General features: G+C 70.3%; 12 protein-coding genes and 1 pseudogene. 7 read left to right on the forward strand and 6 right to left on the reverse strand.

Translation table 11 applies throughout. The features are described 5' to 3' along the window. Nucleotides 1-153 (reverse strand): annotated as a pseudogene (locus VIR15_RS12355) (DNA-binding response regulator); the annotation flags it as partial. 406 nt (nucleotides 154-559) lie between these two features. On the opposite strand from VIR15_RS12355, the gene VIR15_RS12360 reads away from it, so the two are divergent. Both VIR15_RS12360 and VIR15_RS12365 read left to right on the forward strand, forming a co-directional pair. Then, a complete protein-coding gene (locus VIR15_RS12360) occupies nucleotides 560-1213 on the forward strand; it encodes a CueP family metal-binding protein (protein ID WP_331928019.1) in 654 nt (217 codons plus the stop codon). 124 nt (nucleotides 1214-1337) lie between these two features. Further along, nucleotides 1338-1778 carry an aromatic ring-opening dioxygenase LigA gene (locus tag VIR15_RS12365; RefSeq protein ID WP_331928021.1) on the forward strand — a complete coding sequence of 147 codons (441 nt, stop codon included), beginning with the start codon at nucleotides 1338-1340 and terminating at the stop codon, nucleotides 1776-1778. Between the two features lie 123 nt (nucleotides 1779-1901). Here the strand turns inward: VIR15_RS12365 and VIR15_RS12370 are convergent, their stop codons facing one another. After that, entirely contained in the window at nucleotides 1902-2393 is a 492-nt protein-coding gene (locus VIR15_RS12370) for a hypothetical protein (protein WP_331928023.1), read from the reverse strand. Next, nucleotides 2390-4732 carry a molybdopterin oxidoreductase family protein gene (locus tag VIR15_RS12375; protein WP_331928025.1) on the reverse strand — a complete coding sequence of 781 codons (2343 nt, stop codon included), beginning with the start codon at nucleotides 4730-4732 and terminating at the stop codon, nucleotides 2390-2392. The genes VIR15_RS12370 and VIR15_RS12375 overlap by 4 nt, the downstream gene beginning before the upstream one ends. Nucleotides 4733-4849: 117 nt before the next feature. Between VIR15_RS12375 and VIR15_RS12380 the strand changes: the two genes are divergently transcribed. The 3 genes from VIR15_RS12380 to VIR15_RS12390 all read left to right on the forward strand — a co-directional run bounded on the left by VIR15_RS12380 (nucleotide 4850) and on the right by VIR15_RS12390 (nucleotide 8546). Beyond that, nucleotides 4850-5590 carry a YqjF family protein gene (locus VIR15_RS12380; RefSeq protein ID WP_331928027.1) on the forward strand — a complete coding sequence of 247 codons (741 nt, stop codon included), beginning with the start codon at nucleotides 4850-4852 and terminating at the stop codon, nucleotides 5588-5590. A 95-nt stretch (nucleotides 5591-5685) separates the two neighbouring features. Beyond that, nucleotides 5686-7248 (forward strand): CYTH and CHAD domain-containing protein, encoded by a 1563-nt coding sequence (locus VIR15_RS12385; protein WP_331928029.1) that lies wholly within the window; start codon nucleotides 5686-5688, stop codon nucleotides 7246-7248. A gap of 32 nt (nucleotides 7249-7280) precedes the next feature. Next, the gene (locus tag VIR15_RS12390) at nucleotides 7281-8546 is read left to right on the forward strand and encodes a GNAT family N-acetyltransferase (protein ID WP_331928031.1); all 1266 of its coding nucleotides are present in this window, start codon (nucleotides 7281-7283) and stop codon (nucleotides 8544-8546) included. 80 nt (nucleotides 8547-8626) lie between these two features. On the opposite strand, the gene mmuM is transcribed toward VIR15_RS12390, so the two are convergent. The 3 genes from mmuM to VIR15_RS12405 form a co-directional block, all read right to left on the reverse strand. Continuing rightward, a complete protein-coding gene (gene mmuM, locus VIR15_RS12395) occupies nucleotides 8627-9553 on the reverse strand; it encodes a homocysteine S-methyltransferase (RefSeq protein WP_331928033.1) in 927 nt (308 codons plus the stop codon). Between the two features lie 140 nt (nucleotides 9554-9693). Next, nucleotides 9694-10605 (reverse strand): alpha/beta fold hydrolase, encoded by a 912-nt coding sequence (locus VIR15_RS12400; protein WP_331928035.1) that lies wholly within the window; start codon nucleotides 10603-10605, stop codon nucleotides 9694-9696. Between the two features lie 139 nt (nucleotides 10606-10744). Then, the gene (locus VIR15_RS12405; RefSeq protein WP_331928037.1) at nucleotides 10745-11671 is read right to left on the reverse strand and encodes a LysR family transcriptional regulator; all 927 of its coding nucleotides are present in this window, start codon (nucleotides 11669-11671) and stop codon (nucleotides 10745-10747) included. A 95-nt stretch (nucleotides 11672-11766) separates the two neighbouring features. On the opposite strand from VIR15_RS12405, the gene VIR15_RS12410 reads away from it, so the two are divergent. Together VIR15_RS12410 and VIR15_RS12415 are read left to right on the forward strand one after the other, a co-directional pair. Beyond that, entirely contained in the window at nucleotides 11767-11955 is a 189-nt protein-coding gene (locus VIR15_RS12410) for a ferredoxin (protein WP_331928039.1), read from the forward strand. A 2-nt stretch (nucleotides 11956-11957) separates the two neighbouring features. Further along, nucleotides 11958-13166 (forward strand): NAD(P)/FAD-dependent oxidoreductase, encoded by a 1209-nt coding sequence (locus tag VIR15_RS12415; protein ID WP_331928041.1) that lies wholly within the window; start codon nucleotides 11958-11960, stop codon nucleotides 13164-13166. The last annotated feature ends 34 nt before the right edge of the window (nucleotides 13167-13200 follow it).

Below are 13200 nucleotides of genomic sequence, written 5' to 3' on the forward strand. Positions count from 1 at the left end.
CCGGGACACCGCATCGGGTCCCGTGTAGGCCTCGGACACCGTGTACCCGGCCCGGATCAGGTACGAGCCGACCATCTGCGCAAGCGCGCGCTCGTCGTCGACGACGAGGACCGTGGGAGTCGACGACGCGGCTTCGGGCCGGGGGGAGTCCATGGCGCCAGTCTGCTCGCTCCGAGCGCATTCCTGGCCCACCTACCAGTCCGCCACACGGTCCAGCGGCACCGGGAGAGCGCAACTTCGTCAAACCTTCATGGAATCCTCGCGGAGTGCAGACCCGGCCGACGCAGCATGAGCCTTGAGGACAGCTGGCCGACGAGAGAGCTGAGGAGTTGGTCATCATGATGGGATACGGCTGGGGCTACTTCGCCTGGTGGATGTGGGCCTTCATGCTCGTTGGCACTGTCGCGTTCTGGGTGTTCGTTGGCTACGTCGTGAGGACGGTCCTCCTGGACCGGCGACCGCGGGAGACAGGGTCGGCCGAGGGGTCCGGGCAGCCGTCTTCATCAGACCTTCATGGACCCTTTGCCGAACGCTGAGGGTGCTCGGGGACAGTGATGCCGTGACCAACCGACAGTTCCCAGCCCACCGCCAGCACCGAAGCCGCCGCACGCCGCTCGTGCTGGCGGCTGCAGCAGCGGCCTCGCTCGCGCTCGTCGCGGGCTGTGCCAGCAGCACCGAGAGCCCGACAAGCGCACCGCAGGGCGCGGCGTCCTCGGCCCAGGCGCCGGCCGACTCGACGGCGCAGGGCATCCTGACGAAGCTCGGCCTCTCGGGTCGCAGTGCCACCGAGGTCATCGAGGCCCTCGACCAGAAGAGCGGTGAGCGCCAGCGCGACGTGCTCGCGTCGGTCCGCTACGACTCGCTCATGCTCAAGGACGACTCGGGCGAGTCGCAGGTCAAGCTGCCGGACGGGCAGTTCTACCTGTCGGTCGCGCCGTACGTGAGCCGTACCCACGAGTGCTACTACCACAGCCTCACCACCTGCACGGGCGAGCTGGCCGACCAGACAGTCGATGTCACGATCGTCGACTCGGCCGGCAAGACCCTGGTCGACGGCCCGGCCCGGACCTATGCCAACGGGTTCGTCGGCTTCTGGCTGCCTCGTGACATCGAGGGCACCATCACCGTGACGCACGAAGGGCGCACGGCGACCTCGGCCGTCTCCACCGGGCGGAACGCCCCGACCTGCCTGACGACGCTGCAGCTGACCTGAGTCGAGGCGACGGCCCCGCGGCCACGGACGAAGGACACGCCGTAGCGGAGGAACTCGAGGTCCACCACGCGAGTCCCGTTGACGGCCATACTGCTCGCACAGGTCCACCTAGAGAGGAACGCGCATGCCCGGCCGCACCGCAAGAACCCTGGGAACGATCGTCGCCATCGTTGGCATCGTGATGGTCATCGCTGGGGGCGTCACCTACTACATGGTCCACAACGAGCTGAAGGCCGCCAACATCACCGTTGCGGACGACGCCGCCTTCCTCGCGGGCGACGAGGTGGACGGTCCGTTCTCGGCCTACGCCCAGGCGCAGATCATCGACAAGCACGCGCTCGAGGCGACCGGCGGCAAGACCTACGCCCAGCTGGACCGCGATGACCCGCTGCGCCAGACGGCAATGTCCGCATCCTTCCTGCGTGCCTCGCTCTTCACGTCGGTCGTCGCCTTCGGGGTCGCGGCCATGGCCATCGTGCTCGGCCTGATGCAGGTGTTGATCGGCTGGGCGCTCGTCTCCCTGAGTCGGCGCGAGGAGGTGGCCTACGAGAAGGCTCCGGCCTGATCGGGGCGTAACCTCCCTCGGGAGAAACACAACCAAGCCGTATGCCGCTGAGCCAGCTCAGCGGCATACGGCTGAGTTGTTCTGCGGCACAGACCAACTCAACAAGTGGGCCGTTGTGGCGACTCAGCCGGTGGCCAGGACTTGGGGTGCGCTGACCTTGATGTGGGTGCGCAGCCACTTCGCCGTACCCTCGGCCTCCTCGTGGCATGAGGTGACGACCTTCTCCAGCTCGACGTGACGGGCCGCGCGGGCGGCTTGGAGGAGCATCACCCAGCTGATCTCGACGCGTTGCGCGATGAGGTACGCGTCCCGCAGATCGAGCAGCATCATCATCCCGGTCGCCTCCGACCGGCCGAGAGCCGTCGCCGTGGCGCGTCGCAACCGGTCGCCGGGCCCGCCCACGGCGGCGCCGGTCTCGAGATTCGGTGCGTCCGCGCCGAGCTCGTCGGCGAACGGTGCCAGCCGGGCGAGGCGCTCGCGGCTCTGCTCGGCGAGCTGGTGGCCGAGGTGGTAGATGTCGTGCTCGGTGGCGTGCCTGCCGGCCAGTCTCCCGAGCTTCTTGGCCAGGTCCTCCTCCGCCTCCGTCACCAGCTCGATGGCCTTGTCCAGCTTCATGAGGACACCTTCTTCACACTGACCGCAGCGAGCTTGACCTGCGGCTGCTTCGACACGGGATCCCATGCCGTGAGCGTCAGCTCGTTGGCGGCGGTGGGGCGCCGTTCCTCAGCAGACGTGCTGGACGCCGGGTCCTCCATGCGGTCCCAGTAGCCGTAGTGGAAGGGCGCGAACACGACGCCCTCCCGCGATCCGGTCAACCGGGCGGGTGCCTCCAGGTGGCCGCGCGCCGACTCCACGTGGACAAGGTCTCCCTCCGCGATGCCCAGTGCCTGCGCGTCCGCGGCGGCGAGCTCGACCCACGGCGTCGGTGCCGCGTCCTGGAGCTGCCGTGCCCGCCCGGTCTTGGTCCGCGTGTGGAAGTGATACACCCGGCGGCCGCTGGTGAACAGGAACGGCCGCTGCTCGCTGACCGGTTCGTGGGGCGGGTGGTGGTGTGCCGCCTTGAGGATCGCCCGCCCGGCGGCGCCGAGATCGGCGTGATCCTTTCGCTCGAAGGCTGCCCCGGTCGTCAGGTCGTGGCCGTAGTCCTCGCAGTAGTCGGTGTCGGTGTTGAACCGATGATCGGTGTAGAGCCGCTCCGTGCCGTCGGGCGCCTCGTCGTTGCAGGGCCACTGGATGCCTGACCCGCCCCGCAGCCTGTCGTAGGTCAGACCGCTGTAGTCGCAGGGCCGGCCACGGGTCACGGCCTTGAAGGCGTCGAAGCACTCCTCGGGGGTGCGCCACGTGACGAGCGGCTCACCGTCCTTGTCCTTGAGACCCAGCCCAGCGGCATACGCCATGAAGATCTCCAGGTCGGGCTTGGCCTCACCGGGGGGAGCGACCGCTCGCTCCGAGATGTGCACCGTCCGGTCGTGGTTGGTGAAGGTGCCGACCTTCTCGCCCCAGATGGCCGCGGGCAGGACGACGTCGGCAAGGGCCGCCGTCTCGGTGAGGAACGCGTCGCTGACAACGAGGAAGAGCCGGTCCTGCTGGAGGATCGACCGGATCCGGTGCAGCTCGGGCAAGGAGACCGCCGGGTTGGTGCCGCTCACCCAGAGGAACCGGATCGAGCCCTCCTCGGCATACCGCATCATCTGCATGACATGGGTCGGCGGCGCCCACGAGGGGAGCTGGGCCGACTCGACGTTCCAGAGACGCGCCAGCTCCGCCACGTGATCCGGGTTCTGCCAGTTGCGCATGGCGACGAAGTCGCCGTTGGCACCTGTCTCGCGGGTGTTCTGGGCGGTGGGCTGGCCGTTGAGCTGGAAGACGGAGCAGCCGGGCTTGCCGATCATGCCGCGCAGCAGCGTGATGTTGTTGACCTGACAGGCGGACGCGGTGGCCTCATGGGACTGGTAGACGCCCTGAAGGCACGTCGACACGAGCCGCTTCGCGTCGCCGATGACCTCGGCGGCGCGCTCGATGTCGGCCGCCGTGACGCCACAGGTCGCGGCGACGGTCTCCGCGTCATAGTGGCTGACGACCTCGGCGAGCCGGTCGAATCCGACCGTGTGCTGGGCCACGAAGTCGGGGTCGATGGCCCCGTTGCGGATGAGTGCTGCCTGGAGGCCGTTGAGCAGCGGGAGGTTCGTGCCCGGGCGGATCGCCAGGTGCACCTCCGCTCGCTCGGCGACGGGAGTGCGCCGCGGGTCGACGACGACCAGCCGCGGGGGTTCGGGACCGTCCAGCCGGTCGAGCACCCGCGCCCAGAGCACGGTGTGGGTCTCGGCCATGTTGTGCCCGACGAGGAAGAGGGTGTCGCACACGTCGAAGTCGGTGAGGCTGCCCGGGGCGCCGTCCGTGCCGAAGGACTCCTTGAGGGCGAAGTCCGAGGTGGCGGTGCACAGTCGCGTGTTGGCGTCGAGGTGCGGTGTGCCGATGCCGGCCCGAGCGATGAGGCCGAGGGTGTAGTAGTCCTCGAGGAAGAGCTGACCGCTCGTGAAGAAGCCCATCCCCAAGGGGCCCTGATTCCTGAGGACCTCTCGGGTGCGCTCGACGACCAGCGTCATGGCCTCGTCCCACGATGCCGGCCGCAGCTCGCCGGCAACTCTGACCAGAGGCGACGTGAGCCGGTCGGGCGAGCGGTTGGCCTGCCAGCCGTACAGTCCCTTGGGGCCGAGCCGTCCGTGGTTGACGCGGTCCTGCTCACGACCTCGCACGCCCACCATCCGGCCGCCCTGGACCGCGATGTCCATCCCGCAACCGTTCGAGCACAGCACGCATGCGGACTGGTGCCACTCGACCTCCGACTCGCGCACGCCATCGTCGAGGTACACGTCGACGCGGGTCGGCCACGTCTCGCCCGGCCCGTGGGGACTGCGCGGCCCCCAGACGTCGTCGATGCGATCGGTGCTCATCGGTCCTCCTCCGGGACCGCAGCCGGCGCACTGCGATCCTGACCAGTTCCATACCCTCGCAGGGACTGCCGCGAACCCCGCTCGGATCGGCACCGTCGGCGTGGGTACGGTCCAGGCATGGCAGGCCTGACGGCGGAGCAGCGGATCACCACGCCGGTCCTGCGGACGTCGTGGCTCGAGGCTGGATTCGTGCACTGGCGAGTGCCGACCCCCTCCATCGAAGCGCTGCTGCCGGCTGGTCTCACCGCGGATGTCCACGACGGCTCGGCGTGGGTCACGCTGGTCCCGCACGTCATGGCAGACGTCCGGCCGTTGGGACTGCCGCTGCTCCCGGACCTCAGCGGCGTCCTCGGTGGGTGTCTGCCTGATCTGTCGAGCGCTCCGGAGATCAACCTGCGCACCTATGTCCGTGGACCCGACGGAGGGGATGGGCTGTGGTTCTTCTCGCTGGACGTCGCCAATACCACCGTGGCCGCTGCGGCTCGAGCCTTGGTCGGTGCTCCGTACTTCGCGTCGCGGCTGCGCATCGAGCGAGAGGAGGGCTCCGTGCGGTATGCCGGGTCACGGACGGGACGGCCCGAGTTCTTCGACCTGACGATCCAGCCGGGCGCAGCCATCGAGCCCTCCGAGCTGGACGTCTGGCTGACCGGGCGCTGGCGCGCCTACACCAAGCACCTGGGAAGCCTCCTGGTCACGCCGGTCGAGCACGAGCCCTGGCCACTGCGTTCAGCAACGCTGCGGTCCTGCCGCGAGAGCCTGACGGCGGCAGCGGGCCTGCCCGGCGTCGGCGACGCGCTGGTGCGCTTCTCCGAGGGCGTGACCATGGTGCGCGTCGGTCCGCCGCGGGTTCTGCGGTGAGCGACTGAAGTGCGCCGAGCTCCTGGAGCTGCTTGCGTGGGCCTCAGCGGCGTCCGCCGGTTTCGTGGACCGAAGCGTTAGGGCATGGTGAGGACATGGCTGCGGACCAGGACGAGATCGAGCGAAAGTACGACGTCGGCTCGGAGGTGGTGTTCCCCGATCTGTCGGCCGTTTCGGGAGTTGGCTCGGTCGGTCAGCCCGAGGAGTTCCAGCTCGAGGCCACCTACTTCGACACGCCGGCCCTCGACCTGGCACGGAGGGGACTGACCCTACGTCGCCGCACCGGGGGCACGGACGAGGGCTGGCACCTCAAGCTGCCCAGGTCCGGCGACAGCCGCACCGAGGTGCATGAGCCGCTCAGCGATGCCGACGACGGCGTGCCCGCCCCCCTGCGTGCCCGCGTGCGCGCCCTCGTGCGCGACCGCCCCCTCGTCCCGGTTGCCGAGGTGCGCACCGCCCGGCGCGAGTACGCCCTCCGGGACGGTGCGGGCCACGTCCTGGCGCGGGTCTGCGACGACCAGGTGCAGGCCACACGGCTGGCTGATGTGCAGGACTCCGCGGGATCGAGCCGCTCCGAGGCAGCGCAGTCGTGGCGCGAATGGGAGCTGGAGCTCGACGGCGGGGCCGAGGACCTGCTCGACCTCGTCGAGGAGCACCTGCTGGCGGCAGGCGCCTCCCCGGCTGCCTCCGCGTCCAAGCTGAGCCGCACACTCGGTGACGTTGGGCGCGACGCGGGCGCGAAGCCGTCGGCCAAGGAGCTGAGGAAGGGCACGGCCGGCGAGCTGCTCCTGGCCCACCTGGCCGAGCACATCGCTCGGCTGCACGCGCAGGACGCCGCCGTGCGGACCGGTGAGGCCGAGGGCGTCCACCAGCTGCGGATCGCGGCACGCCGGCTGCGATCGGCGCTCGCCACCGGCCGCCCCCTGCTCGACCGCCAGACCACCGACCCCGTGCGCGACGAGCTGCGCTGGCTCGGAGAGGTGTTCGCCCCCGCCCGAGACGCCCAGGTGCTGAGGGAGCACCTGAGCGAGGAGCTCGCCGAGCAGCCCGCTGACCTGGTGGTCGGCCCAGTGGCCTCGCGGATCGACGACCAGCTGAGTGCCGCCTTCCAGAGCGGTCGCGAGCGCGCCCTGGAGTCGCTCGACAGTGCGCGGTACCTGCGCCTGCTCGACGCCCTCGACGAGCTGGTCGAGTCACCACCGTTCACCGAAGAGGCGGACGCTCCCGCCAAGAAGGCCGTCCGACGACTGCTGGCGCGGGACGTCAAGAGGCTGCGCCGCGAGGTCCGCGCGATCGAAGCCGCGGAAGACTCGACGGAGCGCGACCACGCCTTCCACGAGGCGCGCAAGAAGGCCAAGCGCCTGCGCTACGCCGCCGAGATGGCCACACCCGCGTTGGGCCAGCGCGCTCGTTCCCTGGCCAAGGCGGCCAAGAAGATCCAGACGGCGCTCGGGGAGCACCAGGACTCGGTCGTCGCGCGCCAACGACTGCGCGAGTTGGCGATGCAGGCCCATCTGGACCGGGTCAACGCCTTCACCTACGGACGTCTGCACGCCTTGGAGCAGGCCCGGGCAGAACGCGTCGAGGCAGATTTCGACGACCGCTGGCGCACGTTCCGTCACAAGCAGCTGCACCGCTGGACCGGGAAACGGGCTTGAATCACGGGGCCCGCGGGGGATTGGCTGGGCCCATGACTGAGAACCGGATCCGCGTCGGCAAGGCCACGGACGCCGACCGCTACGTCTCCACGGACCACATCGTCTGGTTCGACGAGATACCGGACCGCCCTGCGGAGGAGCAGCTCGTCGGCCTGTCCGAGAGCCAGCGGTTCGCGGCGGAGGTGGATGGCGCCGACCCGACCAGCTATGCCGGGATCTACGGTGTGTTCCCGCTGACACTGGCGATACCCGGCCCCCGGACCCGTACCCGATCGGTTGCCTGTGCCGGCCTGACGTGGGTCGGTGTCCATCCCGACCAGCGGCGCAAGGGCGTGCTCACCGCAATGATCAAGGACCACCTCGAGCGCGTTCACGAGGAGCCGGGCACCCACCTCTCCGCCCTCCATGCCAGCGAACCGGCGATCTACGGACGATACGGCTACGGGCTGGCGTCGACGGAGCTGTCCGTCAGCCTGGGGCGGGGCACGACCCTGGCGGCGCCGCACCTCGACGAGGCAGCTGCAGGCGTCACCACGCAGCTGGCGACAGCGGCGGATCCGGAGGTCTCCAAGCGGATGCGCGAGTGCCACCTCGCCCAGGTCGACCTCGGCTCGGTGGTGGGGGACGCCGGGTACTACGCGCGAATCTGCCACCAGCAGCCAGAGCAGCTCCGAGAGCGCGAGCCGTGGCGGATCCTGTTCGCTCGACGCGATGGGAGCGACGTCGGGTTCGCCATGTTCCGTCGGAGCCACAAGTGGGAGAAGGCGCGGCCTGCCGGCGACCTCGAGGTGTGGGCCGTGGTCGGTGAGGCGGCCGCTCAGCTGGCCCTGCTCCGACGGCTGGTCGACTTCGACCTGATGGGCACGGTCAAGGTGCGCACCGTCGGCGTCGATGACCCGTTGCTGCACTGGGTCGGGGGGCCGCGGGCGACCTCCGACGTCGAGACCTACGACAGCCTGTGGCTCCGGCTCGTCGACCTGCCCGAGGCTCTGCAGGACCGGACGTGGCGTGAGCCGTGCGACGTCGTGGTCGAGGTCGAGGACCTGACCGCACCGTGGAACCAGGGCACGTGGCGCATTCGGGCCAGCGATGGAGGCGAGGCGGCCGTCGAGCGGACCACCGGCGAGGCCGACCTGCACCTTCCGGTCGGGGCGCTGGGAGCTGCTTACCTTGGTGGCGGCAACCTCGTCGCGATGCAGCGCGCCGGGCTCGTCGAGGAACGTCGGCGCGGCGCCGCCGCCGAGCTGTGGCGCGCCCTGCGCACCGAGGCTGCGCCCACCGCGGCGGTGGGGTTCTGAGGACCCCTCACTCCTGTCTGAGTGCGGCAGGAGACCAGAGTCGGACAATCGAGTGAACAGCTTTTGTGCCCAGAAGCTGTTCACTCGATCGCTCGGGCCGGTGGTGCCAGTTGGGCCACGCGGGTGGCCAGGGCGGCGATGTCTGCCGGACCGGTGCCACAGCACCCGCCGACACATTGTGCGCCTGCGGCAATCCACGTCTCGACGAGGTCGAGGTCGATCGGGTCGCCGTAGACCCACCGTTGGGCCCGGTTGTCCCAGCTCCCACCTCGGTTCGGGTAGGCGACGGCGGGTCTTCCCGTCGCCGCAACGGCCGCCTGGATGGCGCCGAGGACGTCGTGCTGCGCCGAGCAGTTGACTCCCACGAACACGATCGCGCGGGAGCCCGCGAGGGCGGCATACGCTGCATCGAGCGGCTGACCCGCACTGGTCGTGCTGCCGCGCACCGAGTAGCTGAACCATGCCGGGACGTCGAGCTCGTCGAGCAGTTCGACCAACACCTCCGCCTCGACGACGTCGGGGATCGTCTCGACGGCGATGAGGTCGGGTTGCGCGCTGGCGAGCAGGTCGAGCCGCCGTCGGTGGAAGTCGCGCAGGCGCGTCCGCGGGACGCCGTAGTTGCCTCGATACTCCGAGCCGTCCGCGAGGAAGGCGCCGTAGGGGCCGACGGACGCAGCGACACGTGGACTGGATCCGGTGTTGGCGAACTCGTCCCGAACCTCCTGCGCGAGAGTGACGCTACGGGTGATGAGCCGACGTGCCTCGGCCTCGGTGCAGCCCGCAGCGACGAAGCCCTCGACGCTGGCCTGGTAACTGGCCGTCGTCGCCACCTGCGCCCCCGCCGCGAAGTACGCGCGATGAGCCGCGGCGATGCGCTCCGGAGCGTCGACCAGGAGGCGCGCCGTCCAGAGGTCGCCGCGGATGTCAGCGCCCTGCTGCTCGAGTGCCGTGGAGAGCCCGCCGTCGAGCACGACGACCGGTGTGGGCGTTGGCTCCACCCTTGCCATGCCCTCATGATCCATCGCCGAGCCTGACGCTTGAAGAGGGCGGGAGGAGACACGCGTGGCCGTATGCCGCTGGGCCAGCTCAGCGGCATACGCCTCGGTTGGCTTGTGGCTGAGTCCTTCTCGACGTTGGGCCGTCCGGCTCAGGAGTAGGCGGCGATGAAGTCCAGGCGGGAGCGGACTCGCCGCTCGAGGAAGTCGCCCAGCACGGACTCGAAGGCGACGTTGTCGTCGCCCGCGACCATGTGGTGGGCTCCGGACACCTCGGCGAACTCGGAGTGGGGGACGAGCTTGAGGAACCTGGCCGCGTCCTGCGGGCTGAGCACGTCCGAGGCTCCGCCTCGCACGAGCAGCGTCGGCACCCGCAGCGACTCGGCCGCGGCGCCGAGCCGAGCCGGGTCGACGAGCCGGTCGCGTTGGACGGCCTCGTCGCGGTCGGAGCGGAACATGGCCGGATCCCAGTGCCAGTAGAGGCGCCCGTCCCGCTCGCGGACGTTTCGGCGCAGGCCGTCGAGGCTCTGCGGCCGCGGGCGATGGGGCAGGTACTGCGAGATCGCGTCGGCGACCTCCTCCAACGACGCGAACCCCTCGTCGGCCCGCGCCATCATGAACTCCCTGATCCGGTGCGCGCCCTCCGGCTGGAGGAACGGTGACACGTCGACGAGCACGAGGCCGAGGGCCAGCTCCGGCCAGCGACCGATCGCCTCGAGCGCCGCGTTGCCGCCGAGGGAGGCCCCGATGAGCACCGCTGGCCGGCCGAGGTGGTCGATGACCGCCCGCACGTCGCTCGAGTAGCTGTCGAGGGTGTAGTCGCCGGTCGGCGACCACGTGCTGTCGCCATGGCCGCGCACATCGACCGTGACCGCGTGCCAACCGGCGGCGCCCAGGTCAGCCGCAGTGGATCCCCACGAGTGCCGGGTCTGCCCACCACCGTGGAAGAGCACAACGGCCGGGTCCGCCGGGTCACCGAAGGCGTCCGCGGCGAGCACGACGTCGCCCGACTCGATGCGCAAGCGCCTTGGCGTGGACGCGGCAGTGCTGGGATGGTCGCTCATCGGCACCTCTCTCGGGGGACAGCGGCCCCACGCTATCCGGCGCCCTCCCTCGCAACACACCCGCCTATCGAGTGCTTGCCCCTGCTGCAGGTGGGTGGAGCTCGCGGTAAGCGGGTGTGTTGCTTTCGGTGAGTGAGGCTCAGCGATGGGGAGCCGCCTCCCGCAGCAGCCCGCCCAGCCACGTGCGCAGCTCGTCGTCGGCCAGCCACGGGTTCCAGATCACGTCCATCCCCAACCCGCCGATCGGGAACGGGAACTCGTGGGTGCGAAGGTCGAGGTGCCGCAGCGCGGTCACGACCGAGTTCCGTTGGAACCCGACGCCACCGGCGGCCGCGATGACGTGGGGGATGAGGAACGTGTCCGAGACCCGGTTGCGGACGGTGTAGGGCACCCCGCGCTCCTCGAGGACGTCGTAGGGCCGGGTTCGGAACGTCGAGTACTCGAGGACGACGTGAGGGAGGACCTCGACCAGCTCGGAAACCGGGAGGTCGGGCGCGTCCGGTCCGGTCACGACGACCCACCGGTCTTCGTAGAGGCGTTCGCGTGGAAAGGGGGAGGCGAACACCTCCGACAGGAGGATCGCGTCGATGCCCTCCTGGGTGAACACCGAGTCAGTCACGGACGTCACCGGCATGGTGCGCAGCCGCAGTGCCACCTGCGGGGCGCGTTCGGCCAGCAGCCGCGCGACCTCACCGCCGAGCACGTAGGCGGTGCTCGTCGTCATCGCCAGGGTGATCACGCGCCGATCAGTGGCGGGGTCGAACGGCGTCGGGCGGACCAGCTGGGCGGTGTGGCGCAGGGCTGCACGCAGCGGCGCGATGAGTCGGATCCCTCGGGGAGTCAGCGCCATGCGAGCCCCCTGGCGGATGAGCAGCTCGTCGCCCAGCATTCGGCGCATCCGCCTCAGTGCGTGACTCATCGCGGGCTGCGTCATCCCGACGCGGTCAGCTGCCCGGGTCACCGATCGCTCCTCCAACAGGGCCAGCAGCGGTACGAGCAGGTTCAGATCGATCGCGGCGAGCCGGGCCAGCTCGGCATCCTCGGCTCCGATATGAATCTCAGACATGTAGGGAATGTAAAACATGTATTGGACGAGGATCGCTTCCCCACAGACACTTGATACACCGTCAAGTGACCCGACACGATGTAGTGGAGAGCACCATGCAGTTGATCCTCGACCAGCCACGCTGTGAGGGCCACGGCCTCTGCGAGGAGGCCGCGCCGAAGCTGATGCACCTGGACGACGAGGGCGACCTCGTCCTCGACGTCGAGCAGATCGACGACCAGGACCTTGACGCCGCCAGAGCCGCCGTCCGCGTCTGCCCCGTCGCAGCGCTGCGCCTGGAGTGACCATGGCGCGCCCCCAGCGGATCGTCGTGCTCGGACACGGTATCGCCGCCCTCACCGCCGCTGAGTCCGTGCGGGACCACGGGTTCGACGGTGAGCTCACCATCGTCGGCGATGAGTCCCATGCGCCGTACAGCCGACCAGCGCTGTCGAAGGCTGCTCTCCTCGACGACGACCTGGCGGCACTCTCGCTCCCGGCGTCCACCCACGGGGCCACCGAGCTGCTCGGCAGGCTAGCGGCCCACGTTGACCTCGACCGCTCCAGCGTGCGACTCGACGACGGCCAGGAGCTGCCGTGGGACGGCCTCGTCGTCGCCACCGGCTCGCGGGCCCGCACGCTCGTGCCGCCCGGTCCGGGCGCGGGCCCGGATCGGGATCGGCCGAAGGAGCTGACGCTCCGCGGCCTCGACGACGTCAGGTTGCTGCGCCGGCGGCTCGAGGGGCGCCCGTCGGTCGTCGTGGTCGGCGGTGGTCCCCTGGGGATGGAGATCGCCTCCGGGGCGGTGGAGGCCGGCTGCACCGTCACCCTCGTCTCGGAGGAGCCGCCCATGCTGCGGCACCTGGGCCCCGACCTCTCGGAGGTCCTCGTGACGGCCGCTCTCGAGCGCGGACTGCGCCTCGTGACGGCGCCGTGCGCGCAGATCCGCGGCAGCGGCTTGCAGTCCCAGGTCGTGCTGGAGGATGGCTCGACCCTCGACGCCGACGTGGTCATCACGGCGGCCGGGGACCTCCCCAACCTCGAGTTCCTCGCCACGAGCGGGTTGCTGACCGACGGTCGACTCGAGGTCGACTCGCGCGGCAGGGTCCTCGTCGGCGGCCGGGCGCGCCCCGACGTGGTCGCCGCCGGCGACGTGGCGACGTTCCCGACCGGTCGCGGCACCATGCGCGTGCCGTTGTGGACGGCGGCCATCGACCAGGCCAAGGTTGCTGCACCCGCTCTGCTGCTCGGCGACTCAGCGCCCGAGCTCGACTTCCGACCCTACTTCTGGACCGAGCAGTGGGGCGTCAACCTCAAGGCCAGCGGCCAGCTGCCGCCCGTCGGGTCGCCCGAGGTCGTCGACGGCGACCTCAGCGCCGGCTCGGCCCTCCTCCGCTGGGCTCCGGACGCCCCCGAAGGACCGGGCGCCGCCGTGGCTGTCAACTACCGCATCCCCGTCCCACGCCTGCGCCGTCTGGCCCACCCGCAGCCGGCGCCCGATCAGGTCGCCGTCTGACCGTCCAGACCCTTCCTTCCCCGACCACGCCCGC

The sequence above is a fragment of the Intrasporangium sp. genome (assembly GCF_036566125.1).
GTDB lineage: Bacteria > Actinomycetota > Actinomycetes > Actinomycetales > Dermatophilaceae > Intrasporangium.

Excerpts from the sequence above, each read along its gene's own strand:
- VIR15_RS12415 (WP_331928041.1), top strand. The coding sequence starts at position 11,958 with ATGGCGCGCCCCCAGCGGATCGTCGTGCTCGGACACGGTATCGCCGCC.
- VIR15_RS12380 (WP_331928027.1), top strand. The coding sequence starts at position 4,850 with ATGGCAGGCCTGACGGCGGAGCAGCGGATCACCACGCCGGTCCTGCGG.
- VIR15_RS12365 (WP_331928021.1), top strand. The coding sequence starts at position 1,338 with ATGCCCGGCCGCACCGCAAGAACCCTGGGAACGATCGTCGCCATCGTT.
- VIR15_RS12385 (WP_331928029.1), top strand. The coding sequence starts at position 5,686 with ATGGCTGCGGACCAGGACGAGATCGAGCGAAAGTACGACGTCGGCTCG.
- VIR15_RS12390 (WP_331928031.1), top strand. The coding sequence starts at position 7,281 with ATGACTGAGAACCGGATCCGCGTCGGCAAGGCCACGGACGCCGACCGC.
- VIR15_RS12405 (WP_331928037.1), bottom strand. The coding sequence starts at position 11,671 with ATGTCTGAGATTCATATCGGAGCCGAGGATGCCGAGCTGGCCCGGCTC.
- mmuM (WP_331928033.1), bottom strand. The coding sequence starts at position 9,553 with ATGGCAAGGGTGGAGCCAACGCCCACACCGGTCGTCGTGCTCGACGGC.
- VIR15_RS12410 (WP_331928039.1), top strand. The coding sequence starts at position 11,767 with ATGCAGTTGATCCTCGACCAGCCACGCTGTGAGGGCCACGGCCTCTGC.
- VIR15_RS12400 (WP_331928035.1), bottom strand. The coding sequence starts at position 10,605 with ATGAGCGACCATCCCAGCACTGCCGCGTCCACGCCAAGGCGCTTGCGC.
- VIR15_RS12375 (WP_331928025.1), bottom strand. The coding sequence starts at position 4,732 with ATGAGCACCGATCGCATCGACGACGTCTGGGGGCCGCGCAGTCCCCAC.
- VIR15_RS12370 (WP_331928023.1), bottom strand. The coding sequence starts at position 2,393 with ATGAAGCTGGACAAGGCCATCGAGCTGGTGACGGAGGCGGAGGAGGAC.